The sequence below is a fragment of the Photorhabdus akhurstii genome, from assembly GCF_019090985.1.
In the GTDB taxonomy this organism is placed as follows: Bacteria; Pseudomonadota; Gammaproteobacteria; order Enterobacterales; family Enterobacteriaceae; genus Photorhabdus; species Photorhabdus akhurstii.
In genome coordinates, this window is the sequence record NZ_CP020335.1 from 386712 (window position 1) to 411250 (window position 24539).

General features: G+C 48.1%; 18 protein-coding genes. 4 read left to right on the forward strand and 14 right to left on the reverse strand.

Going from position 1 to position 24539, the window contains the following annotated elements; all coding sequences use genetic code 11:
• Positions 1-39: 39 nt before the first annotated feature.
• Genes tssM through tssB form a run of 14 tightly spaced genes read right to left on the reverse strand, consistent with a single transcriptional unit; the run spans position 40 to position 18428 of the window.
• Positions 40-3585, reverse strand: a complete 3546-nt coding sequence (tssM, locus tag B0X70_RS01670; RefSeq protein ID WP_217470736.1) for a type VI secretion system membrane subunit TssM — start codon at positions 3583-3585, stop codon at positions 40-42.
• The gene (gene tssA / locus B0X70_RS01675; protein ID WP_217470737.1) at positions 3582-5015 is read right to left on the reverse strand and encodes a type VI secretion system protein TssA; all 1434 of its coding nucleotides are present in this window, start codon (positions 5013-5015) and stop codon (positions 3582-3584) included. Before tssA ends, tssM begins: the two co-directional genes overlap by 4 nt.
• Before the next feature lie 5 nt (positions 5016-5020).
• Complete coding sequence (vasI, locus tag B0X70_RS01680; RefSeq protein ID WP_046395769.1) at positions 5021-5668, reverse strand: type VI secretion system-associated protein VasI; 648 nt, start codon at positions 5666-5668, stop codon at positions 5021-5023.
• Positions 5665-6465 carry a helix-turn-helix domain-containing protein gene (locus B0X70_RS01685; protein ID WP_217470738.1) on the reverse strand — a complete coding sequence of 267 codons (801 nt, stop codon included), beginning with the start codon at positions 6463-6465 and terminating at the stop codon, positions 5665-5667. The genes vasI and B0X70_RS01685 overlap by 4 nt, the downstream gene beginning before the upstream one ends.
• The gene (tssH, locus tag B0X70_RS01690) at positions 6462-9122 is read right to left on the reverse strand and encodes a type VI secretion system ATPase TssH (protein ID WP_217470739.1); all 2661 of its coding nucleotides are present in this window, start codon (positions 9120-9122) and stop codon (positions 6462-6464) included. Before tssH ends, B0X70_RS01685 begins: the two co-directional genes overlap by 4 nt.
• Before the next feature lie 11 nt (positions 9123-9133).
• Positions 9134-9889, reverse strand: coding sequence for a type IVB secretion system protein IcmH/DotU (icmH, locus tag B0X70_RS01695; RefSeq protein WP_217471650.1), 756 nt, complete (start codon positions 9887-9889; stop codon positions 9134-9136).
• A gap of 14 nt (positions 9890-9903) precedes the next feature.
• Entirely contained in the window at positions 9904-11256 is a 1353-nt protein-coding gene (gene tssK, locus B0X70_RS01700) for a type VI secretion system baseplate subunit TssK (protein ID WP_217470740.1), read from the reverse strand.
• A 2-nt stretch (positions 11257-11258) separates the two neighbouring features.
• Positions 11259-11825 carry a type VI secretion system lipoprotein TssJ gene (gene tssJ, locus B0X70_RS01705; protein ID WP_044467020.1) on the reverse strand — a complete coding sequence of 189 codons (567 nt, stop codon included), beginning with the start codon at positions 11823-11825 and terminating at the stop codon, positions 11259-11261.
• Positions 11825-13111 (reverse strand): type VI secretion system-associated FHA domain protein TagH, encoded by a 1287-nt coding sequence (gene tagH, locus B0X70_RS01710; RefSeq protein ID WP_046395772.1) that lies wholly within the window; start codon positions 13109-13111, stop codon positions 11825-11827. The genes tssJ and tagH overlap by 1 nt, the downstream gene beginning before the upstream one ends.
• A gap of 5 nt (positions 13112-13116) precedes the next feature.
• The gene (gene tssG, locus B0X70_RS01715; protein WP_040149039.1) at positions 13117-14169 is read right to left on the reverse strand and encodes a type VI secretion system baseplate subunit TssG; all 1053 of its coding nucleotides are present in this window, start codon (positions 14167-14169) and stop codon (positions 13117-13119) included.
• Entirely contained in the window at positions 14133-15980 is a 1848-nt protein-coding gene (gene tssF, locus B0X70_RS01720) for a type VI secretion system baseplate subunit TssF (protein ID WP_217470741.1), read from the reverse strand. Before tssF ends, tssG begins: the two co-directional genes overlap by 37 nt.
• 1 nt (position 15981) lies before the next feature.
• Positions 15982-16422 carry a type VI secretion system baseplate subunit TssE gene (tssE, locus tag B0X70_RS01725; RefSeq protein ID WP_046395774.1) on the reverse strand — a complete coding sequence of 147 codons (441 nt, stop codon included), beginning with the start codon at positions 16420-16422 and terminating at the stop codon, positions 15982-15984.
• 6 nt (positions 16423-16428) lie between these two features.
• Positions 16429-17907, reverse strand: a complete 1479-nt coding sequence (tssC, locus tag B0X70_RS01730) for a type VI secretion system contractile sheath large subunit (RefSeq protein WP_036813437.1) — start codon at positions 17905-17907, stop codon at positions 16429-16431.
• A 23-nt stretch (positions 17908-17930) separates the two neighbouring features.
• Complete coding sequence (tssB, locus tag B0X70_RS01735; RefSeq protein WP_036813439.1) at positions 17931-18428, reverse strand: type VI secretion system contractile sheath small subunit; 498 nt, start codon at positions 18426-18428, stop codon at positions 17931-17933.
• A 924-nt stretch (positions 18429-19352) separates the two neighbouring features.
• Between tssB and B0X70_RS01740 the strand changes: the two genes are divergently transcribed.
• The 4 genes from B0X70_RS01740 (at position 19353) to B0X70_RS01755 (ending at position 24521) form a co-directional block, all read left to right on the forward strand.
• Positions 19353-19871: an Hcp family type VI secretion system effector gene (locus tag B0X70_RS01740; protein ID WP_036780207.1), complete on the forward strand. Its 519-nt coding sequence runs from the start codon at positions 19353-19355 to the stop codon at positions 19869-19871.
• A gap of 638 nt (positions 19872-20509) precedes the next feature.
• Positions 20510-21352 (forward strand): 23S rRNA (adenine(2030)-N(6))-methyltransferase RlmJ, encoded by an 843-nt coding sequence (locus B0X70_RS01745; RefSeq protein WP_214039960.1) that lies wholly within the window; start codon positions 20510-20512, stop codon positions 21350-21352.
• 110 nt (positions 21353-21462) lie between these two features.
• Positions 21463-22815 (forward strand): glutathione-disulfide reductase, encoded by a 1353-nt coding sequence (gorA, locus tag B0X70_RS01750; RefSeq protein WP_217470742.1) that lies wholly within the window; start codon positions 21463-21465, stop codon positions 22813-22815.
• Between the two features lie 314 nt (positions 22816-23129).
• Positions 23130-24521 (forward strand): amidohydrolase family protein, encoded by a 1392-nt coding sequence (locus tag B0X70_RS01755; protein WP_105395809.1) that lies wholly within the window; start codon positions 23130-23132, stop codon positions 24519-24521.
• The last annotated feature ends 18 nt before the right edge of the window (positions 24522-24539 follow it).

A 24539-nucleotide genomic window follows, 5' to 3' on the forward strand; every position in this document is an offset into this window, starting at 1 on the left:
CAGGGTGGGTTTCTATTTTGCAATGAATAAAATTTGCCATTAATACAGCGTGTCAGGCAGTCTGAACTGGCTGAACAGGCCGCCGGCAAACGGGTTGTCGGATTCATCCACGTAGATACGGTAGGTCATGTCGCCGCCGTCCACCGTGAACCGCACATCAAACGCATCCTGACGCACGTTAGTCAGTTTGCCGCTGTTAATCAGGCGCAGCTGAGCCCACGGGCCGGTGAAGCTGATGGCGCGCGGGGATTTGCCGCTGGCGTCCGGTATCAGCGTGAGCTGGCTTTCCACCCCGGCCCGCATCGAGTTGGGCCAGATGAGGTGTACAATGCTGCCGCGGCCGTGAGCATAATCGAGCAGCTGGCCGTCGAGATTGAGCAGGCTGCGGCGTTTATTGCCGGTCAGGCTGAGGGGCTCAATGGCGAACTGGGTGCCCAGACCGTTTTGCGGCGAGAAGAAGGTGTCGCGGATACGGTCGGCCAGTTTCAGTTGTTCCAGCACATCCTGGCGGATAAGTTGCTGGCCGTCAGCGCTGTGGGTCAGGTTGTTGTCCACAAACGGTTTCAGGTTTTGCTGATAGAAGGCATCCAGCGTGCCGCCGGGCCGGAAGAACCGCTCGAACTCACTGAGCGGCACATCCTGGGCGGCTTCCGGGTTGAACGGATAGCGGCCGGCCAGATAGGTCTGGTACTGTCTGACCACGGTGTCGCGCCATTCGATTTCCAGCGAACTGATGGCTTCCCTCATCACCACCCGCCAGGCCTGTTCGGCCAGTTCGCCGACCCAGCGGTTAAGCGGCGCCGGCAGGTTTTTCGCCAGCTGCTGCACTTCGAAAATCGGGTCGCTGTTATGCTGCTCAAGCCGCTGCCGCACGGCGCTCAGGGCGGCTTTACCCGGTACCGGGGCATTCTGAATGCCCAGCAGGTAACGGTGCAGCGCCACCAGTTTCTGGTAAACCTCCTGCAAGGTACTGTTTTTGTCGCCGTACTCCACCAGCACCGCGGTTTCCGGCGCGAATTCCCGGTGAATACGCGCCCGCAGGCGGTAATCCGGGGTATCACGTAACGGCTGCTGGGCTTTGGCCGGCAGCGTCTCGTCAATCTCCGGCAGACGGGTGTTGTCGCTGAGGATTTGCAGGGCGCGGCTGATGGGCTGTTCGCCGCTGATAACCTGTTCAAGGGCGCTGATGGCCTGCGGGATATCGGTAAAATCACGAATATCCAGGTTGTTCATGGCCGCGCGCCAGGTGGCCGTGTAGTCCCCCAGGTACTGCTCGGTGATTTGTCGCTGGATTTCTTTGCGGTCCGTGTCGCTGTACTGCACGTTATGCGACAGGTTCAGGACCCAGCTGTCCATGACGGTGAGGTCGATCAGCTGGTCGTCCTGTTTGACGAAGTAGTTGTTCAGGCCGTTTATCGTCAGGAACTGCGGGATAATCAGTTGGTTGTCATTATTGGCAATAAAAAGGCGGTCAAAGCCCGGGCCAATCTGGTCGCGCAGGTTGAGGGGCGGCGGCAGTGAATCCTGGGCTTTAATGCGCAGGTTCTGATAGACCCGCTGATAAATGGAGAGCTGACTCAGCTCTTTCTCCGCCTTGATGAGCGGCAGTTTGTAAGGCGCGAAGCTGCGGATCGCGGCCTGATCGCCCGCCTCCCGCGCCGCCCGCCAGTCGGTGTGATCCAGCGCGTAGTCCAGGTGAGTCAGTAGCTGCGCCTGTAACGGCCGCTGGCCATTAAAAGCCTGGCTCCAGCGCGCCTGCATATAGTGTTCCACCAGCGATTTATTGCGGCCGCTGCCATCTTCCAGCATCCGCATGATGCGCAGGACGGCCAGTTTTTCTTCGCTGCCTTTAGGCGCCCGGTTGAGGTCATCCAGCAGGCCGTTCATTAAGGCGGGCAGGAAGCGCTGAGACAGCAGTTGCAGGTAGGTGTTTTCCACATACGGGCCGACCGCCGCGCCCTGATAAAGCCCCATATCCGCCAGCAGCCCTTTCTGATGGTAATCCCCGTAGGCCAGCGTGGCCTCACGGACAGGATTGAGCAGGGGAAGCTGTAAATTGCCGTTACGGTCTTCGCCTTGGGGGGGCGGCACGGACAGGAAGGTTTTAGCCTGCGCCAGTACCTCGTCGCCGGCCCGGTAGTTCTTCTGATAGTAGTAGTGCCAGCCGGTCCACAGGGCCAGCACCACCCCGGCGCCCACGGTGGAGAAGGTCAGCAGTGTGTGGCGGTGGCGGTTTAACCACAGGCGGTTTTCAGCCGCCAGATTCGGCTCGGCCAGCAGGACCTCTTCAAACAGCGCGTGGGTGAAGTAGGGCGCGGTGTCCGCCACCGGCCAGGTGGGAAATGCCTGTGGCCCGAGGTGATACTGTACCGCGGCAGACTGGGTAAAAATGTCATCCATCTGGCCGATTTGTGTAGACGAGGTGAGATAAACCCCCCGCAGGCCCGGCTGGGCCGGACCGCCGTTGTAAAGGAGCCCCTCCAGCAGCGGTACCAGCGCGCTGTGCAGCCCCTGTATTTGGCGGGTGAAGCTGAACAGGGGGCTGCGCTGACTGATATCCACTTTATTGAGCATCATGTCCGGCATGGCCGCGTTGAGTTGCTGCATCCACTGGCGCCAGAACTGTGCCAGTTCAGTGCGCCAGCTGTGCTCATCCTGCGCATTCAGGCTAAAGGTGACGCCCAGGATCTGGGCGCGCTGCGATCTGTCCAGCGACTGGAAGGCGGCGCTGAAACCGTGCAGCCGGTCGAGTTTGGTCAGTACCAGATAGCAGGGCAGAGGGTTATGCAGGGTTAATCGCAGATCCTGTAGGCGCAGGTGAAGCGCGGCAATAACCCGTTCCCGCTGCGCTTTGTTGTCGGTCAGTAAGCGGTGAATGTCCACCGTCAGGATGATGCCGTTGAGCGGCTGGCGCTGACGGTTTTCGGTCAGCCAGGCGAGCAGAGCCTGCCACAGGCGGGCGGGCAGTTGAGGTTTGGGGGTGTCCGGCGGCGATATCTGGTCGATAAGGAAGCCGTCCGGGTCAATGATGACGGCTTTCTCCCCCAGCCAGCAGCGCAGATGCAGGGGCAGCGCCTCTTCCCCGGTCAGGGTGTCCGGCGCGGCAATGTCAGTCAGCCGGCAGCCTTCCTGAATCAGTGTGGTTTTGCCGCTGCCGGTGTTGCCCATCACCAGGTACCAGGGGCGCTGGTAGAGATAATCCCAGGTCCCCAGATGGCGTTGCAGCTGGGCTTTCCAGTGATGGAGATAACTGTCCTGACGGGTGATATCGGCCAGCGCCGGATCGACGGCTTTCAGTTCCCCATCCAGCCTGAGCTTTTCAAGCTGGCGCAGGCGGCGCCAGATTTTTATCCCGACAACGCTCAGGGCCAGCAGGAGGAGGATGACCGTCGCCAGCCAGCGGGCAGACAGGGTTTCCAGCGGGCGGGTCTGTTTAAACTGCCAGCCGGGTCCCCACCACCACAGCCAGATAAGGGCAAGACAGGGCAGGAGGGCCAGTATCAGCGAGGCGGCGGCTTTCAGTGGCGGCAGACGCGGCATCGCCGGTTTTTTGATATTTTTCAGCAGTAGAGAAAGCCAGTTCATGGGTTAACGCTCCTGTTTGCGGTCGTCTCTTTTGAGGGGGAGGTCATCGGGGCTTTTTCTGCCAGTGCCGCCAGCAGGCCGGGCTCCCAGTCGGCGAGTGACAGGTGTCGTCCTGCCCGGAGCAGCTGTCGGTAATGTTGTTGTGCCAGCGCGCTCATCCCCGCCTGTTCCAGTAACTGTGCCGTCAGCAGCTGACCGTAAAACTGATCCCGGGGTTCGGTCAGCTGTTGCTGATAGTGCTCTGCGGCGTTGAGGGCGGCTTCCAGGCCGTGTTGCTGAAAACAGTGCCAGATGGCGTCCTGTTCCTGCGTGGCGCCGCGGCTGACGGCGGCGGTCGCCGGCGGATGCAGCCAGTTCAGCGTGGCGTCTGAGATAAAGGGGCTCATATCGGAGAAAGACAGGTTTTGCAGGACCGGCAGGCGGTCAAGAAAGGCCCGGAGTTCATCGCGGATAGCGTCAGCGACAGGGCGGTACCCCAGTTTTTCGGCCGCCTGAGCCGCGATAGCGTGCCCGTCCAGCCAGTAAGGGGCCAGTGTCAGACTCTGTTCTATCTGTTGCAGCAGGGATTTGTCCGCCGCCGGGAGTTTCGTCAGATAATCTGCGGTACGGTCTGCCGCAGTCGGCGCCAGCGGTGTTTTGCCTGCGCCATTTGCCATCGGCGCCGTGGTCAGGGTGTGCCATATCGCATAACGACGCAGACGGTAACCCACAGGAGAATCAGGCTGGCGTTCGCATAGCAGATCGGCCACGGTCAGGAGCGTCTGCTTCCAGGCTTTTTCACCGGAACTGTCTACGGCGACATCCGGTATGGGTGTGGATGTCAGTGCTGAAGTGTTTGCAGATTGTGCTGTCGTTTCTGTTGATTCAGTCGGTGCGGCTGCCGGTTTTGGCTCAGGTTTACGGGCATAGCGGGGGCGTAACTGGTCAATCTCTTTAGCCAGTGCCGGCTCATCGGTATGCCAGCATTGTGCCAGATGAGCCAGTGCGCCCTGTGCCTCTTCGCGCTGAGTCTCATCAGCCTGTTCGCAGAAGCCGGGTTGCGCAGAGCCAAAACGTTTAATCACTTGTTGTGCCAGGCGGCGTTTGAGCAACGGTTTTTGTGGCCAGGCTGTCTGCCAGTAATGCCGGATGTAATCGGCTAACAGCTCCATTGCCAGGATGAGTTCAGCGGGATTACTGCCGTGTTGCAGTGTGCGCAGTAAATGAACCATCAGTCTGAAATCTTTGCTTTTTTCGCTGAACAGTTGCAGTGCCTGACGCTGGATCTCTTCAATATTGATGCTGGAATGAGCCAGCGATCCCAGCTTAACCATCTCTCCATCGATATATTCCCAGGCGGGTTCGTTTTCATCCAGCTCCCGGCTGATAAGTTCATCCGACAGGGGCGTCAGCAGGAGGCCCTGCCAGTCAAATTGTTTCCTGATATCCATTGGGATCACCAGCGGCAGGCGGAGCGTAAAGGTTTCACCGCCTGTTCCAGTTGAGAAATGTTGAATGTCATTCGGTTTCCGTTGCCGGTTTTGATGGTCAGGGTTTTTCCTGTCATCAGTCGTTTTAGTTCTTCAATGCCCGGCAATCCACGGCTGGATTCCAGCAGGTAGCCGTTTTCACGCAAGAACCAGTCAGCACTGAATTGGGTGATTTCTGTCGAAATCATCACCGTGCCGCTATCTTGTGGTTTAGCCAGGGCAATTTGTATTCGGGTAATGCTATCGATACAACTCAGCATCAGTACTGGCCGTGGTGGTGGAACACCAATTGCGGGGGTAGTCAGTATGACGCGAGTCGGTATACTTTCAGATTGGGTGGTGATAAAACCGGTTGAATGGTCAGTTCGTTTCATCTCCTGTTCCATTGCCTGTCTCCAGACAGGGCCAGTTTTTTCTAACGGGATAACGGCAATATTATCGACTTTATCCAATAGACGGTCGTAGCAATCGAGTCTGACCAACGGCGACGGTTCCGCCCGGCATTGCAGCAAAGCGGGTAGTGAGGGCGCTGTTGTGGTTTCCTGATCTGGCTGAATATCGGGTTTGCCTGTCAGAGAGGCGATTAGTGAACTGACCATTAACAGAAAACTCATAATTTACACCTGTATTTCGCCAGTTTGTAAGTCAGTGTACGGGGTGCGATACCTAAGCTTTCGGCAATCTGTTTGGTGTTATTGCCGTAAATATGTTGGCGTTGTATCAGTACTGCGCATTCGAACTCTTCGAGCGCCTGAGATAAGTCGTCGATTTTGCTGTAATCGTGGGAGACGCTGGCTGATGTTTTGTTTTCTGCTGTGGTACTTAACGAAGCCAGCAACTCGTCAAGCTGTTTTTCTTTCTGGCGTTGTGTCTGAAAAACCTGGCGGATCTGGCGTAATTGTTCACGCAGTTGTTCCAGTTCCTGCAATTTTTTCAATCGGTGTTGCATGACGAGGCAGTAGATGTAAAACATGTTGCTATCGTCAGCAAAACGACGGACATCTTTGGCGAAAACAGCAATCACGCCACACGCTTGCCCGTTGCAATTAAACAACGGGATAGCATGTAGGCCGCAGCGATTAGGGAGTTCTTCGACGAAAATGCGAAAGTTTCGATTGTCTATTCGTACTCCCTGATTGAGTGATTCCCAGGTCGTAGGGGTACCTTTGTACAGGATTTGTATCAGTGGATGGTTAATATCACCGATATTGACATCCAGTTGCAGCGCGCTTATCTGGTTTGGCGCCGGCAGCCGGTGGCATTCCAGACGGTTTTCATTCACGTTAAGCAGAGAGACCAGCAAGGCGTCAAAACGCTGGCGTTGGTGATTCACTTGCAGAAAGTGATGAACCAGTTGCTCGATAGAGTCATTTTCCAATAACGCTAATGCGCTTTTCAGCCGTTGTTTCATGGTATCTCCTCAACCACCGCGTTGAATTGATGGTCGTTAACGGTTAGCTGGATAGTGCTGATCTGCTTTCCGGCAGCCATTTTTTGCAACAACAGCAGAGATAGCGGTGGCAACAAAGCGCCGTCAATGATCGATTCCAGCATGCGTGCGCCATTTTCAGCACGGGTTGCCCGTTGCAGTATCTCTTCAACCACGTCGTTACTTAGGGTGACTTCGGCGTTGAAGCGTTGACGCAACAGGTTATCGAGGCGCGCCAGTTTGCCCTGAATAATGGTTTTCAGGGTGTCGTGTCCCAATGGTAGATAAGGCACCACTTCCATTCGCGCCAGTAATGCGGGTTTGAAGAAGGCCGCCAGTTCAGGATAAAGCAGGTCATTCATCTCTTCCGGTTTATCGGCATTATCGACGATAGTTTGATAGCCCAAATTGGAAGTTAAAAAGAAGACCACATTTTTACAGTCAATCACTCGGCCTTCCCCATCGGCCAACTCACCTTTGTCGAAAGCTTGGTAGAACAGGTTCAGTACATCAGGATGGGCTTTTTCTACTTCATCAAGCAGAACGACGGAATAAGGTTTCTGGCGAATAGCTTCGGTGAGTACACCTCCTTCCCCATATCCAACATAGCCCGGAGGTGAGCCAATCAGGCGGGAAACGGTGTGTTTTTCCTGAAATTCCGACATATTGATAGTGGTCAGATATTGACGTCCGCCAAACATCAATTCTGCAATCTGTAAAACGGTTTCGGTTTTACCGACGCCACTGGGCCCTACCAGCAAGAAGGCGCCCAATGGACGACCGGGACGGCGTAGGTCCGCCCTGGCAGTCAACAAATGTTGATGCAGGCATTTAATCGCGAGATCTTGTCCTTTGATGCTGTGTCCCAAATGAGTTGGGAGTTCAGTCACGACGGAGAGTTCACTTTGTGACAGGCGATTAAGGGGTACGCCAGTCCATTCAGCGATAACCGCCGCAATCTGGTTCTTATCCACGTGAGGAGAAACGAGCGTTTGTTGTTGCTGTAATTGTTCCAACTGTTCATTGCGTTCAGCCAATTGTGCAATCAACTCGTCAGTTGTCATTTCGGCCGATGTTTCGCTCTCTTTTGTTTCGTTAGTGAATTCTGTTTCAGTTAATTCTGTTTCGTCGGTTAATAGCTGACGGCGTAGTTCAATAACTTGCTGAACTAATTGTTGCTGTTGCTGCCAACTAGCTTCCAGTTCAGCTAATTTCTCCGTGGTTTCCTGCTGTTGTTGCCGCAGTTCATCCAGTCGATCAGTGTGTTGGTTGAGTCCCATGCGCTGTTCTCTTGTCAGCACGTCTGATTCCATTTTCTGCTGATGTAGTTGGTTTTTCAGGGCAGAAATTTGGCGCGGTGGTGAAGTCAAGTTGATGGCGACGCGGGCGCAGGCGGTATCCAGCACATCAATGGCTTTGTCTGGCAACTGGCGTCCAGAGAGGTAACGGTCGCTTAATACCGCAGAGGCTTTTAGCGCTTCATCATCGATTAATACGCCATGAGATTGTTCATAGATTGCCCGCAGGCCACGCATAATAATGATGGCTTCTTCCGCGGTCGGTTCGGCCACTTTAACTAATTGAAAACGGCGGGAGAGGGCAGCATCTTTTTCGAAATATTTTTTGTATTCGCCCCAAGTGGTCGCAGCAATGGTTTTCAATTCACCACGTGCCAGAGCGGGTTTTAGCAGGTTGGAGATATCTAGTCCGCCTTGTTGATTACCTGCGCCAATCAGGGTATGAGCTTCATCGATGAACAGAATAATCGGTACGGATGACTGATTTATTTCACTCATAATGCCTTTGAAACGTTTTTCAAATTCACCTTTTACCGCCGCACCCGCTTGTAGTGCGCCCAGATCCAGCGTCATCAATTCACTGTTACGCAGTTTTTCTGGTACTCGGTTGTCGATAATGCGCAGAGCCAACCCTTCAATGAGCGCACTTTTACCGACTCCTGCTTCACCCACCACAATCGGGTTATTTTTACGGCGACGGCAGAGAATATCGATCATTAGGTCGATTTCTTTGTCACGGCATAGAACAGGATCGAGTTTTCCCTGACGAGCTTGTTCTGTCATATTTTGAGTAAAACGGGCGAGCAGGCTGTCACTACTGGCGGCAGCTTTGCCTTGTCCGTTTTGATCGTTTTCCACAACCGGTTGTTCGGCAGAGCCTGCGGTCCATTGGGCAAAATTCTGGCGTAACAATTCGCGGTTTATTCCCGATAAAAGACGTGCGGATTGTGGCGTCAGGTAACGTAATGGGCTGAACAGCAAGGTCATCAGCATGACGCCGCTGCGTAATTCCTGATGCTGCATCTCAGTCGATGCTAACAGCCAGCTATCTTGTAACCACTCCACCAGCATTGGAGAGAAGCTAGGATAGGCTTGAACCATTGCTTGATGGTGAGGGATCACCTGATCAAGTTGTTCTTTCAGTAAATCGCTATCCACTTCTGCTTGATTGAAGATCGCTCTGACGTCACTGAGAGGGGTGTTGATCATTTGCAACAATAGCTGAGAAACCGTGATCTCAGGTTGCTGTTGGCTGACACACTGCGCCGCCGCCGCTTCCAGAGCGTGCCGAGTCATCGGATTTAAGCGATTAACTAATGTAGGTAGATCAATCTGAATCATCGGTTTCTTTCCTAGCTCAGTAAGTTATTTAGTTGTTGTAAGATGTTCTGGGTTTGGTTGTGCAGACGGATAGCGTAGAAGCTATAAACGATAGCGAGCAGAGTAATACCGCTCCAGAACAGATGTTTAATAGTCAGACGCTTACCCAAGCGATAGCGATCATTACGCTCATTGGCGTTATTGTGGAGAATGATGGGGGGTGCTTCGCCCCGCAGCGCGTGCAGTTGTTGGTGTAATCGACGGAATAAACGTTCAAAGTCATCACTTTTCTGCGAAGCAACTTTATAGCGACCACGGTAACCGAGGCAGAAACAGAGATAGATAAACTCCAGTAGATGTTGGTAGCGCTGAGGTTCACCCATCAGACGATCCAACAACTGAAAGACTTTTTCACCACCCCAGGTTTCGTTGTGGAATTGCACCAGCAGTGATTGTTGTAGCCACTCATTCTTGCTGTTCCAGCCATGCCCCAGTGCGGTTTCATCAATGAAGGTACAGAGCATGTAGCGGAAAGAGACAATTGCCCCCGGCTCATAGCCTTTGGTTTGTAGAAGTTGTTCGATTGCTTGGATATCAGTAACGACCTGTGGGTAAAGCTGGTCCGGCAGTGGCTGATCACCCATGTCTTTTAGACGCATGACCATACCAAGCAGCGGTGTGGCGGCATCAATCATTGGGTTCAGGCTTTCTCCGCGTAACGGTAACTGATACTGACGATGTAGAATCGTATCGGTTTCTGTCTGCATCAGAATGGTGTTGTCACTCATGGCTTCGGTTTTCATTAGGCACTCCCATTCCTAACCGCCCAGAATTGCATGTCTAATCCTGGGAATTCTCCCGAAACGTGAAAGGCGATGGAGTTACTTTTTAGAATGTCTTTCCATGCGTCGCTTTGTTGATCAAGCCGGAAGTAGGTGTAACCAGCATGATAAGGCAACTGACGTGGGGCAGAGGGAAGCGCAACCAGTGCTACAGCGGGCAACTGGATGCTGACCATTTCGCGGATCCTTTCAGCCGATGTAACTTTAGTCTGTTGGGCAAACTGGCGGAGTAATTGATCATGCGGAACTTGCGCACGGATTGCCAGAATGAATTCCGCGTTTGTCAAAACATTGCGATCATGGATGTGTGCCACCCGGATACCATTGGCTTGAGTTTGTAGCTTAATTGGGATCGCCCGCGGAGTCAGTACAACGCCCATTGCTTCGTGCATGAGGATCATGACTTCCTTGAATGTTTCCGTCAGATTGTCGTGTTTGTAAATCGGCATATCGCCGACCTGACGGGATTCATGAGTAAATGTTCTCAGTTCACCACAGGTTTGGATCAACTGAGTGAAAAAATCTTGCGGATGTAAAATGGCTTGTCCGGCGTAGTGGGTAAACCACGGCTGAACTCGGTTAACTAGCTGGAGCATCATAAATTCAGCAACATCAGCGACCCCTTGCTGGCCGGGAGAACCAATCCGGTTAGCGAGTGATCTACCTCGTTCTGTCATCGCCCTATCCACTTCATCCATATAATTTTTTAATTGAGTAGAGACCCTGATCGATGTACAGGTTGGTACGAACTCTTCATCCAGTATGATAGTTCCGGTAGGGCGCTTTTCTATTATCTGGCATAGCGGTAGTACAGAGAAAGCGCTGAGATCTTCTGAGCCCTGTTTCAGAATCGGCGTCAGTTGTGCCAGCATGACTTGGCAGATATCACCGCCATCTGTATGCAGGTCACGGATATCTTCCATGTGTTCACGGTAGCGCATAGCTCCTGCACGATTGGATTCTGAATGAGAGATTTCATTGAGAATATCGTTGGCTATTGGCAGTGCCAGATAGATATTTTTACTGTTGTTTTCGTGAATATTCACAACATCAAGCGGTTGAGGAGTTGCATCCTGATGAGGAATAGAGAACACTGTGCCGTCTGGCATGATACCGCTGGCTTCGATGATACCGATGCGTCCCAGAGCGAGAAGGTCTTCGTCCAGCGTCAAAGAACTGAAGCCATAACTATAACTGGTTAAGGAGGTCTGGCGACTATGAGCCAGATAGTCATTATGTTTTTGTTGTTGCTGAAAGTGTTGTGGCTTGATGAATAATCCTTCACGCCAAATCACCCGATTCTTACCTGACATAGTTATTGTTCCTCTTTTCTAAGTTCAACTTCGTTCGCTCTGATGTGCACCAGAATGTGGTATTGCTGTCCTGTGTCTTTCACACGGATGACCTTTTTCCATTCGGATTGATTAATATCGGCATAGCGAACGATAACGCCGATGTAACGGCTATTTTTTTCCAGCGGGATGACTGGCAGTGGTTTGTACTGCCCCGGCAATAAGGTGTAATCCTGATGGTCGATGTAATTTTTCCCCAGCGCTTTATCCAGTTTGTCACTCGCCAGTTGGTCATAATCAGCGGCAAGTAGACGGGAATCTTCACTGAGATAGAGCAGATGCATTTCAACCGGAGTGGCTTCTCCATTTTTATTGGGGTTAATATCAGGTTCTGCCAGCAAAGTGATCGCGACGGTGGAAGGTAAGTTCGCAGGTTGACCAACAGGAGTTGATGGGTCCCAGACTACCTGTCCGACTTTCTTCGTTGCTTGCCATGCACTGCTACAGCCGCTTAATATTAGCGCTGCCAGCAATACGAACCATACGGTATAACTACCGGACCATGAGGTGTTACAGCCGGAGCGTTTCATTACTGGCTATCCTCTAAACCTTGACGCAGAGCACGGTCATAAGCTTGTTCATAGACTTCACCGAACAGTTTTTCGAATCCCTGTTGGCGGCTGGAAGCCAATTCGCGGTAGTAACTGGTGTACATTTCCCATGCCCAGGTTGCATTTTTTTCCTGTGTCTCATTGCTGCGGCGGTATTGGGCAAAACGACTCAGTAGGTGTTCCGGTGAGAAAGCATCCAGCATGGTGTTCAAGGCGGCAGTGATCGCAATCCGGTTAGCCTGATAGTGTAATTGCAGGTTATGTAAGCTTTCAGCGACAGCGGAAGGAGCAGAGAGATGGACTGGGCTTTTTTGATCCGCAAACATCACCTGCATAGTGGTGTTGTAGTCCATGTTCAGCCGTAGCGGATTATCTTCGATAGGACGCAATTGCTTATCACGCAGCCCATGCTGTGTACGTTGCAGTACCAGTAGACCTTCAATTGCCGCTTTCATGGTCTTACCCATTTCTTCCAGAAAGTCGTTGGCCTGTTGGCTGTTATGCAAAGGCAACTGTGTGTTCAATCCTCGCATCAATGGTGTGATAGCAACATGTTGCTGTTCCATGTCCTGATACTGTTCATTAAAAGGCGAAGAGATACCGGGTAAATCAACAAAATCCTGATCCATAGCATTGCCTCTGTTATCTGAGAGGGAAGAGAAAAATAATGGGGTGCGGTAGTGGTCTTGTTGCAGGCTTTGGTCTACCTCGTTACTCACTGACGTCTGGTCCAGAGTGGTCAGATTTTCGCTATCGAGAACCTTGAGTGGATCATGGCTGAAATCGTGTTTGATCGTGGGGGCCAAAGAACCATGATCAGTGAAAGCGGAATCTTGAGCGGGATCTTTTTCCATCATAGCGTCCAGTGGATTGCTATAGCTGGAAACCAGTGATTCCGGTGATACCGTCATGGGATCAATGCGATCTGCATCGGAAAAACTGATATAACTTTTGATCACTAGTTTACCAATGGTAATTTCATCCGCTTGTTGCAGGCGGATGAAACCAGCGTCAGCAGTCAGGGGTGACTGATTCACAAACAGGGGACCCGCAATCATTTGCAGACAGAATGCACCATCACGCCACTGGATAGTAAATTGTGATGGATTGATATTTCCTTGCAGATCCTGAACGGACCAAAGATGGCTTTCACTGCTGCCAACTGTGCCACCTTGAGTCGAGAATAGGCAGCTAGCCGCTTTGCCGCTTTCCAATTGATCGCTGTTGATCACTCGTAATGAGAGAGTTGGCTGTTGTTTTTCCATCGTCTTTATCCATTCACTGAAATCGTGATAAAGGGTTTCTTTTCCGGCTCGCCGAGAAAGCTGGTCCACCCCAGGTTATTGTTTAGTTTCGTGCCAAGTACCATGCCGCCTGCCTGGTTTTCGGCCAGACCAAGACGCAGATCCCAGGCCAATTGATCACGTAGGACAAAACAGAGAAACATCACTAGTGGCAGGAAATTCTTACCGTCCGGGAGAAATGATAGGAAGTGTTCTCGTGATAGATTATTGATACATAAAGTAAATTTACTATCGCAGCTTCTCACCCATGAACCGAGGAAAAAATTCTTTCCCATTACGGATTGTTCAACCTTTTGTTTCCGTCCCTTTATTTTCAGTGTTCCACCTAGGCGATTTTGTTGCGATGGCTCAATAGCGACTTTTCTGATCTGCAAACCGCGTACCGTTACATCGGGTAGATCAAAACAGTGTGAAACCAGGCTGCATATCACTGCTGGTGATCGACCAGGACTGGCTAACAAACCGGCATAGGCCAGCATTTTGCTGTGATTGATATTCAAGTGAGAACGATTAACATCACTACCAAGTCCCACCAGCGCAAACATGCGCTGAGAAAATCCGTCTTGCCCGTTTTTGTCAAAACAGATGTAATAGCGATATTTTCGCCAAATCTGATGAAGCATGACGACTGAACGGTGATTGAAAATATTCAGAAAATCAGTCAGTCGATTTTCATCCTGAGCGTCTTCCCATGCCAACGAATCAAGGTAATAACCTGGCATAGGTGATTGGCTGCCATGTAGTCCAAGAAAAGAGACTTCCACCTGGAAGCGACCCTCCTTAGAACGTTTCACAGAGGTAATGTCTCTGGTTGGGAAAGCCAAGCTTGCACTGGATTTAAATAGGATTGCTTCACGGTCCGGGCGGTTGGTTTGCCCGGTTTTTTCCCACGCTACCGCCAGTTGGTTGAGTAACTCAACCAACTGATAAAAGTTATACCTTGACACATCCAGTGTCTGATTTTCTGGCGAGTTTTCGCTCGCTACATCAACGCATGTTGACCTGTCTGTTCCGGCCATTGATAACATTCCTGATTATCTAAATTGATCACCTTCAACATGTGGAAGGAGTTAACGCTGGCATATAAGGCAAAAAAGCGTGACAGTATGTTGCAGAACAGATAAAGCTCGCCTTCAGAACAGAAAGCCTGTTGCCGGATATACAATGTTGATTCCGAACCACGTACCGGGAGACCTTTAAATAGTCGGTCTATTTGCCTCGTTTCAATCCGTTCAATTGCATCTAGCCGTTTTTGGGATGAGCGTGAGGATTGTCGGTTATATCGGCTGGGGAGATCGTAAGTTCTTAGTACCGCCTTTAGTGCGTCTTTGTCCAATAATGTCATATAGTTCAGTGACATATTGGAAATAAGCGACCAGTGATACTCACCGCTCATCAATGGATAGAGTGGAACGGATGGGCGGGTTATGTTGCGGAATGTCGCAAATGACGAGCTTCCCGATAAAGGATAATCAATATCACCTACCCGGAGTTGCAGTGGCAGTTCGCGATTGGTGCAAGTCAGTTGAATAGAGACATTTTCTTCACTTAGTAGAAGCTGAGATTCATCACCACGGACAAAAGAGATGTAGTGTTCAAGACCTTTACGAAATGGAGATTCTTTGATTCTGATACGGAAATAGCGAGTATTGAGCTCGCTTTCATGTTCGATCTGATGATGAAAGCTTTCAAATGGTACATAAGCCCGTCTGCCATCGCGGCTTGGTTTGGGTTTACCATCAGGTCCGACTAGCCAGCTTTCTACTTTATCCACAGAGAAAATATCGTAACGATTGGGATGACTATAGCTGGCTCTTAATGGATATTCAGACTGACTGCCATTTAGTTGAATAACTTCGCTATCCATCGGGAAGAGATTGATTGCTGGGACACAATGCAGTCTAAAAGTATCCTGACGGATTTTGATTTCTGGAGGCAATGCTTCTGAGAAGTAGAGATTCAACGTGAAATCTTGGGTTTTAAGATCTGCTGGTAACTTAGGGAAACCAATGACATCGAAAAACAGAAAACCTTCGGAAAAACAGAAGTACTCTTGTAAGACGCGATAACCCATATAGGCATTTTTCGGGTAAGGCAATAGGGCGTCTTCCCGATTGAAACCCACTGGAACGAAGTCGAAATCCGGTAATGGAATCGTGGTATCGCCTACGACAAGTTTTGCGTCTTCAAGATGGTAACTGAGCCAGAAATAGAGTTGTGTACTGCTGTAATCATCGCCGCTTAGATAAAAACGCAGTTTATCAAGTTGCAGTTCTTGTAAGTTAAGCTCTGTTTTTGAGGTGAAATTCAGGCCGATGACACCCTGCTCATTACTATTATTGACCGAAATGTTTCGGATAGACATCGGAAACAGCCAGACATCACGGCATAAAGTGAAAGTACAGCGATGATTGTCTTGGTCTGTTTTTTGAGTATTGGTATTGCTTAAGTAATTATCTTCATCCTCATCATTTTCGCTATCATTCGCCAGCGGACGGCTTTTGATTTGAGTTCCACGCGGGATCTGCGTTGCTTTTGTGATGGCATTATCATTAGGTGTATATTGGATAATGGTCATGCTAGGCGTTGGCCGCAGGTAATTTGGCCATAGCATATGCAATAATCCATGAGTGAGTTCAGGGAATTCATCATCAATTTTTGCCCGTAAATTACCCGCGAGAAAGGCAAATCCTTCTAGTAAACGCTCAACATCCGGGTCAGAGCCTTGTTCAGACAAAAATGAGGCGAGGTGAGGATGTTCAATTGCAGCTTGTCGCCCCAATTGCCTAATGTAATCCAATTCCTCTCTAAAATATTTTTCAAGTGACATTTTATTGAGTCCTCTCTAAGCAATAACGCCGGTTGTTATCCAGTTGAATGTTAAATTCAACAGCGTCATGAATATCATCCAGGGATACCTGCGCGTTGATGTGAAAACGTAACAACAGCGGATCACTATCATCATGAATTGCACTGACAGTGACTGACGATATTCTTGGTTCATAATTTGTGATGCAATGCACTATTGCTTGCTCAATACTCTGTTTAAAGTCAGTTGCCGTGGTTGTGGCGTCATTGAGATCAATGACGCCAAGATCAGCCGCACTCTGACAAGCGCCCGGATGAGTATTGAGAACATGATTCAGGTGCCGTTTTATGGAGTTGAGCAGTTCACGCATTCTTGATTGGCGGGAAGAACCGGAGTTCTTCCCCTGAATACGCTCGAACAAGCTGGCAGAGCCTTCTCTATTCCAACTGTACAGCGTAGCCATAACTCATTACTCCTTATCCAAACGGCCTACTAGTGACAACTCAAAGCTAGCTCCCATATATTTGAAATGAGGGCGAACCTGCATTGCCACTTGATACCAGCCTGGATCTCCTTCCACATCCAAAACCTGAATTTGGGCAGAACGCAGAGGGCGACGGCTACGGACATCCGTTGGTGGGTTCTCCTGATCGGCAATGTACTGTTTCAGCCAGGTGTTCAGTTCACGCTCCAAATCCTGACGCTCTTTCCAGGAACCAATCTGCTCGCGCTGCAACACTTTGATGTAGTGTGCAAGACGGTTGATGATGAACATATAGGGCAGTTGAGTACCCAGTTTGTAGTTGGTTTCAGCCATTTTCCCTTCGCGAGTATTCGGGAAAACTTTTGGCTTCTGGACTGAGTTGGCAGAGAAGAATGCGGCGTTGTCACTGCCTTTACGCATTGTCAGGGTGATAAAGCCCTCTTCTGCCAATTCGAATTCACGGCGATCGGTAACTAAAACTTCTGTCGGGATCTTGGCTTGGATCTGTCCCATTGCTTCGAATAGGTGAACCGGTAGATCGCTGACAGTCCCCCCGCTTTGTGGACCGATAATGTTCGGACACCAGCGATATTTGGCGAAGCTGTCAGTCAAACACGTCGCTAGCAGATAAGCGGTATTACCCCATAGGAAATGTTCGTGATCTTTGCTGACATCTTCCTGATAGTTAAAGTTTTTAATTGGGTTTTCGACAGTTGAGTAAGGCAGACGCAACAAGAAGCGTGGCGCTGTCAGACCAAGGTAACGTGCATCCTCCGATTCGCGCAGCGAACGCCATTTAGTGTGTGCCGGACCTTCGAAGACAGATTTCAGATCTTTAATCGCTGGCAACTCGGTGAAGCTGCTGATACCAAAGAAATCAGGTGAAACGGAAGAGAGGAATGGCGCGTGAGCCATTGCGCCAACCGCACTGACGTATTGCATTAGTTTGATATCGGGTGAGCTATTGCTGAATGCATAGTTACCGATGACCGCAGCGACCGGTTCGCCGCCAAACTGGCCATAACCTGTCGAGTAGACATGTTTGTATAAGCCTGATTGAATGATTTCTGGTGAAAATTCGAAATCTTCTAGTAACTCTTCTTTGGTCGCGTGGATGATGTTGATTTTGATGTTTTCACGGAAATCGGTACGATCAACCAGCAATTTCAGCGAACGCCAGGATGATTCCAGTTCTTGGAACTCTTTGGCATGCATAATTTCATCAACTTGAGTGCTGAGTGTTTTATCAAGCTCAACAATCATTCTATCAACGACAAGCTTGTTGACAGGTTCTTCGCTAGTACCGGTATCCAAAATGCTGCTGATAAAGGCGGCTACACCCTGTTTCGCGATGTGGTAGCCATCATTTTCCGGCGTCATTCTTGCCTGAGACATAATCTCGTCAAGCAAAGAGGTAGTGGACCCTGGGGTTAATGTTGTACTGCTCTCTTCATGCAAGGACATGTTAAAAACTCCTTTTCAGTCAATTACTTTTGATTGACGATTTCAAGCTCTTTTAGAAGTTGTTCGCGGACTTTCTCATCACCCAATAATTCCTGTAAGCGGGTGCGGAATGCCGGAATATTTCCTAATGGCCCTTTTAGTGCGACAAGCGCTTCACGTAGCTCTAAAAGTTTATTTAATTCAGGCACTTTCTTCGCTACGTTGTCGGGTGAGAAATCATTGAGTGATTTTATTTCCAGGTTAATCGGCAGGTCATCTCCGTTATTATCGTTGAGGCGATTGGGGACACTAAAAGTGAGATTGATATTGGCTTCATTCATCACGGCATTAAAGTTATTTTTGTGCACAGAAACAGCTTGCCGTTCTTCAATGGGCATATCTTCTTTTGTTCCTTTAAGGTCACCGACGATAAGCAGGTTGAGAGGTAATTCAATTTCGGCTACTTGATCACCGGTATTCGGAACGTATTTGATATTAATCCTTTCTTTTGGCGCTACGCTACCTGAACTATCTTTACTCATATTAGAATCCTTTGGGTAATACAATTAGGCAATTAGGAATTATCTGATAACAATATTGGATGAGAGAGTTGCCCTTAGATACCTACCTATATGTGACGGAGACCATAAAATTCTCCCGGATTAAGGAGCGGGAGATTCACTGCATTGAATTGGATAGTAAGCTGACTTTCTATGAGCATATAGATAAATACGAAATTCAGAATATTCTTACTCATCGAACAATAGCATCAATATAGAACACTTTGCAAAGCAAAGTCTCGCATTTTGTTTTTTTATTGTAAAGCTAAAATATATATAGGTATACCCCCCTATTCGGCATTTTGATGATTTTATGATATTTGGCAATAAGTTACAATTAGGTGTTTTCTTAAGCTGTTTATTGGTAAAAGAACTCTATATAGTTATTGAGTATCATCTGTTTTTTTGTATTTGTGATTTTTTGTTTCATTGTGTAACAAAGTATTTCTAGATGTATTTTTGTTTACATTTTAGAATTAGTTTCATCTTGTAAATATTAGTTTTGCACTTAACTAAGTGGATGGGCTTATTTTTTTTGACCCAGATCTCAATTTTTGATTGATCAAAATATAATTTAGATTGGCATTGTTAAAATTGTTGTATTTCATATGGATATGACATTTCATCTTTAAATCAAATGAGTGTGAACAGTTAGTTATTCTACCAATATAGCCAATTTTAAATTTATTTTTTAAAATAGCATTAATTATAATATTTTCATTTGTTGATGATAGGTTGATAATTTTGCAATTTAGATTTTATTTTGAAATGAGCTGGTTGGTATTTATTATTCGTTTCAGCGTTCAATACATTGTAAGTGATTTTTTCCAAGATGAAATAATCACTATTGAAAGTAATGTGAGCGTTACCTTAATGTTGACACAATCTCTATAAAGGATATTTGCAATGCCTACTCCATGTTATATTTCCATCACTGGAAAAACACAGGGTAATATTACCGCGGGTTCATTCACTGCTGAATCAGTGGGTAATATTTATGTTCAGGGCCATGAAGATGAAATGCTGGTTCAAGCATTTGATCATGTCGTCACCGTACCAACTGATCCTCAATCAGGTCAGCCATCAGGTCAGCGTGCTCATAAACCATTCCGTTTTACCGTGGCATTAAATAAATCTGTTCCATTGCTTTATAACGCATTGGCTTCGGGTGAAATGCTGACAAGTGTAGTATTGAAATGGTATCGCACTTCGGTTGAAGGGAAACAAGAACACTTCTTCACGACGCAGTTGGAAGATGCCACTATTATCGACATCGATTGCAATATGCCTCATTGCCAGGACCCAACAAAAGCTGAATTTACTCAGTTGGTTCGTGTTTCTCTGTCTTATCGTAAGATTAACTGGGAGCATACAACCGCAGGTACTTCCGGCGCAGATGATTGGCGTGCGCCTATTGTTGCCTGATAGGTAATATAATTATTCAGCCAATGAAATATCTCTTCATTGGCTGAAACACTTAATTTTTCTTTATTTTAAGTTGAAGATTTCTAATAACTGTCTTCAACTTTTTTCAGCTTTTTTGATTTTCTTCTTTATTTTCCCTTCAATTTTTTACACGTACTATTTAACGATATTGCTTAATAGTCTCGATAACATTAAGTTATTTTTTCTGGTTTTTCTTTTGATCATTTTTCCATAAGCGAGAGTTAACATTTTCCAATCTCTGTTCCTGATTGGTGATTTCGTGAGCATTAACATAAAATCTCGTATATTTAATTGTTCGTTTGATGTCTTGTTTTTTTAATTGCACAATTCTTATTGTTTGTAATTACGTAAGTATTACTTATGATTATCAGTGAAAATGTAAATAGTATTACTTAATTAAACATCGTGTTGGTCTGGGCAGAGTTTTTCACTTATCCTAAATTTTTATTAATATGATTAAAGGGATCGTCAGGAGAAAGATGAGGAGCCTGACATTTTTGTCGTTAATGGGGCTATAATAAGGCCTTACTATCTGTCCCATCTACTGGGATGGGTTTTTAGTTGTCAGGTACTCTATCTGACAATCAACCTATTCTCTGCTCTGGGGTCTGAAATTAATGCTAAGTTATCGCCACAGTTTTCATGCTGGTAATCATGCCGATGTGCTCAAGCACACTGTACAAAGCTTAATCATTGAATCTCTTAAAGAAAAAGAAAAACCTTTTCTCTATCTGGATACTCATGCTGGTGCGGGGCGCTATCAACTCAGCAGTGAACATGCTGAGCGTACTGGTGAGTACTTGGAAGGGATTGCCCGCGTTTGGCAGCGTGAAGATTTACCGCAGGAATTGAACGCTTATATAAGTACAGTGGCCGCACTGAATCAGAGTGGCAACTTACGTTACTATCCGGGATCGCCTTTTATCGCCCGCCATTTACTACGGCAGGATGATAGGTTCAATCTGACAGAACTGCATCCGAGTGATTTTCCTTTATTACGTAATGAATTCTCCCGCGATAACCGCGCCAGGGTTGTGCGTGAAGATGGTTATCAGCAATTAAAATCACAATTGCCGCCGCCGAGTCGCCGTGGGTTCATTCTTATTGATCCGCCTTATGAACTGAAATCGGATTATCAGGCGGTTGTACAGGCAATTCAGGAAGGTTATAAGCGTTTTGCAACCGGTGTTTATGCGTTGTGGTACCCAGTGGTATTACGCCAGCAGATCAAACGACTGGTTAAAGAGCTGGAAGCAACCGGCATCCGCCGTATTCTACAGATTGAGTTGGCTGTCCGGCCTGATAGCGATCAACGAGGAATGACCGCCTCTGGCATGATCGTGATTAACCCGCCTTGGAAACTGGAACAGCAGATGAAATCGGTGTTGCCGTGGTTACATCAGGTTCTGGTGCCGGAAGGAATTGGTCACACCTTGGTTAAATGGGTGGTGCCAGAATAGCTTTTAGCAATGGCAGCGAGAGCCAGAACCATCGCGACTGCTTGATATTTTTTGCCATAATAGGCTTTGGGTATTAACTCCCTTGAATTGATTAGATGGAAACAATCCGGATGAGCAAACATTACGATTATATAGCGATTGGTGGTGGCAGTGGCGGCATAGCATCAATTAACCGTGCGGCTATGTACGGGCAGAAATGTGCCTTAATTGAAGCCAAGGCATTGGGTGGAACGTGTGTCAATGTGGGGTGTGTGCCGAAGAAAGTGATGTGGCATGCGGCGCAAATTGCTGAATCTATCCACCAATATGGGCCAGATTATGGCTTTGATACGACAATCAACCGCTTTAACTGGAAGACGCTCATTGCCAGTCGCACTGCTTATATCGATCGTATCCACCAGTCTTATGAACGTGGCTTGGGTAACAATAAAGTTGATGTGATCCAAGGGTTTGCCCGTTTTGTTGATGCACATACTGTTGAAGTGAATGGTGAAAAAATCACCGCAGATCATATTCTGATTGCGACAGGCGGCCGTCCTGTGCGGCCTGATATACCAGGATCAGAATATGGTATTGATTCTGACGGTTTTTTTGCATTGGAAGAAATGCCAAGGCGGGTTGCAGTTGTTGGCGCAGGCTATATTGCTGTAGAAATTGCCGGTGTATTGCATGCGCTTGGTAGTGAAACCCATCTATTTGTGCGTCAACATGCACCGTTGCGCTCTTTTGATCCGATGATTGTTGAAACACTCTTGGAAGTTATCAATACCGAAGGACCTACTTTGCATACAGAATCGGTGCCAAAATCAGTATGTAAAAATGCGGATGGCAGCTTGACCTTGCAATTGCAGAACGGCAAAGAACAAACCGTTGATACCCTAATCTGGGCTATTGGCCGGGAACCTGCAACGGATAATCTGAACCTGTCTGTAGCCGGTGTTGAGTTGAATGAAAAAGGCTACATCAGAGTTGATAAATACCAGAACACGAATGTGAAAGGTATTTATGCAGTAGGTGATAACACCGGTGCAGTGGAATTAACTCCCGTTGCAGTTGCAGCAGGTCGTCGTCTGTCTGAGCGTCTGTTTAATAATAAACCAGAAGAACATCTGGATTACACCAATATTCCAACCGTCGTATTCAGCCATCCGCCTATTGGTACGGTGGGGCTGACTGAACCTCAGGCGAAAGCGCAATTTGGTGAAGAGCAGGTGAAAACTTATCAATCTTCTTTTACTGCGATGTATACCGCTGTCACTCAACATCGCCAGCCGTGCCGGATGAAATTGGTATGTGTCGGGCCGGAAGAGAAAATTGTTGGCATTCATGGTATCGGCTTCGGAATGGATGAAATGCTGCAAGGTTTTGCTGTTGCATTAAAGATGGGGGCAACGAAGAAAGACTTTGATAACACGGTTGCGATTCATCCCACTGCGGCGGAAGAGTTTGTAACGATGCGGTGATATTGTTGAACCCTATCTATAATATTTTTCTAAAGGCCGATTCCATTCGGCCTTTCTCTTATCAATCTCTCTTATCGGAGTTAGGTGTAAGGATTTGCGCACAAACGAATGAAACACACGGAAGCGCATATTATTTGTGTAGATTTAACATTATACCTGTTCATTACAGGCTGATTGACGTGGTTGGCTAAATACTGCAATTATCTTGTTATTCAATGTCTAATTCTTTAGTAAAAACTGCCGTAAACCCTCGATAGGGTAGGAAGCAGTCACATTCAGTGAGCTTTTTTGAGGATTCAAATAAGGACTTAAATGTGGAAAAAACTCAACAGCAAAGCCGAAGAGCTTTTCTTAGCCAAACGGGTAAATTCACTACCGCTTGTGCGGCGGTTTCCTTGACCGGGGGGATCGTACAGGCTATACCATCAACCACTGCCGCTAATACATCATTGATGCAGACTACCCTTACTGATAGCCATTACTATCTGAGAGATGTGCTATTGGAGGATGGGTTTGAATATAATGGCGATACTGTGATTGGCACGCATACCGCATTATATACATTGGAAATTAAAGATGGTCGGCTCGCTGCAATCCATGCTGCGAGTGTGCTACTAAATACGCATTTGCCGTGCTATCAAGCGCAGGGACAACTGTTGTTGCCTACTTTTCGTGATATGCACATCCATCTAGATAAGACTTTCTACGGTGGTCCGTGGCAGGCACCGTTACCTCGCCAGGGTAAAACCATTATGGATATGATCGCTCAAGAACAAACTCTGATCCCCAAGCTGTTGCCTACCTCTCAGCAGCGAGCAGAGGGTTTGATCGCTCTGTTGCAATCGAAGGGCAGTACGGTAGCCCGTAGCCATTGTAATATTGATCCGGTTAGTGGTTTGAAGAGTTTGGAGCATTTGCAGTATGCATTAGATAATCACCGTGATGATTTCAGTTGTGAAATCGTTGCTTTTCCTCAACACGGTTTGCTGCACTCTAAAGTGGAGGGGCTGATGCGTGAGGCGATGCAAATGGGGGTACAGTATGTTGGTGGGCTAGATCCTACTAATGTAGATGCTGCGATGGAGAAATCACTGGATACCATGTTCCAGATTGCTCTCGATAATAACGCAGGTGTGGATATTCATCTGCATGAGACAAGTCCAGCAGGTGTTGCGGCTATCAACTACATGATTGATATAGTGGAAAAAACATCCGCTTTGCGGGGCAAAGTTACTATCAGTCACGCTTTTGCCCTGACCACATTGGATGAGGGGAAACTAACAGAGACTGCTTCCCGCTTGGCGGAACAGCAAATCACGATTGCTTCTACAGTGCCGATCGGTAGCTTAATGATGCCGTTGCCGCAACTCAGAGATAAAGGGGTATTTATTATGACCGGTACTGATAGTGTGATTGATCACTGGTCGCCGTTTGGCACCGGCGATATGTTGGAAAAAGCGAATTTGTACGCACAATTGTACCGCGGCTCAGATGAATTTCACCTTTCCCGCTCTATGGCTATTGCTACTGGCGGTGTGTTGCCCCTTAATGACCAAGGGCAGCGTATTTGGCCGCGAGTAGGTGATAAGGCTGAATTTGTCTTGGTGACAGCTAGTTGTTCTGCCGAGGCCGTGGCACGCTTACCTGCCCGTCAGGCAACGTTCCATAAAGGGTGTTTGGTGTCTGGAGCGATAGTTAAGGCGTGATCAAATAAAAGTACAACT

Excerpts from the sequence above, each read along its gene's own strand:
- tssM (WP_217470736.1), bottom strand. The coding sequence starts at position 3,585 with ATGAACTGGCTTTCTCTACTGCTGAAAAATATCAAAAAACCGGCGATG.
- tssA (WP_217470737.1), bottom strand. The coding sequence starts at position 5,015 with ATGGATATCAGGAAACAATTTGACTGGCAGGGCCTCCTGCTGACGCCC.
- vasI (WP_046395769.1), bottom strand. The coding sequence starts at position 5,668 with ATGAGTTTTCTGTTAATGGTCAGTTCACTAATCGCCTCTCTGACAGGC.
- B0X70_RS01685 (WP_217470738.1), bottom strand. The coding sequence starts at position 6,465 with ATGAAACAACGGCTGAAAAGCGCATTAGCGTTATTGGAAAATGACTCT.
- tssH (WP_217470739.1), bottom strand. The coding sequence starts at position 9,122 with ATGATTCAGATTGATCTACCTACATTAGTTAATCGCTTAAATCCGATG.
- icmH (WP_217471650.1), bottom strand. The coding sequence starts at position 9,889 with ATGAGTGACAACACCATTCTGATGCAGACAGAAACCGATACGATTCTA.
- tssK (WP_217470740.1), bottom strand. The coding sequence starts at position 11,256 with ATGTCAGGTAAGAATCGGGTGATTTGGCGTGAAGGATTATTCATCAAG.
- tssJ (WP_044467020.1), bottom strand. The coding sequence starts at position 11,825 with ATGAAACGCTCCGGCTGTAACACCTCATGGTCCGGTAGTTATACCGTA.
- tagH (WP_046395772.1), bottom strand. The coding sequence starts at position 13,111 with ATGGAAAAACAACAGCCAACTCTCTCATTACGAGTGATCAACAGCGAT.
- tssG (WP_040149039.1), bottom strand. The coding sequence starts at position 14,169 with ATGGCCGGAACAGACAGGTCAACATGCGTTGATGTAGCGAGCGAAAAC.
- tssF (WP_217470741.1), bottom strand. The coding sequence starts at position 15,980 with ATGTCACTTGAAAAATATTTTAGAGAGGAATTGGATTACATTAGGCAA.
- tssE (WP_046395774.1), bottom strand. The coding sequence starts at position 16,422 with ATGGCTACGCTGTACAGTTGGAATAGAGAAGGCTCTGCCAGCTTGTTC.
- tssC (WP_036813437.1), bottom strand. The coding sequence starts at position 17,907 with ATGTCCTTGCATGAAGAGAGCAGTACAACATTAACCCCAGGGTCCACT.
- tssB (WP_036813439.1), bottom strand. The coding sequence starts at position 18,428 with ATGAGTAAAGATAGTTCAGGTAGCGTAGCGCCAAAAGAAAGGATTAAT.
- B0X70_RS01740 (WP_036780207.1), top strand. The coding sequence starts at position 19,353 with ATGCCTACTCCATGTTATATTTCCATCACTGGAAAAACACAGGGTAAT.
- B0X70_RS01745 (WP_214039960.1), top strand. The coding sequence starts at position 20,510 with ATGCTAAGTTATCGCCACAGTTTTCATGCTGGTAATCATGCCGATGTG.
- gorA (WP_217470742.1), top strand. The coding sequence starts at position 21,463 with ATGAGCAAACATTACGATTATATAGCGATTGGTGGTGGCAGTGGCGGC.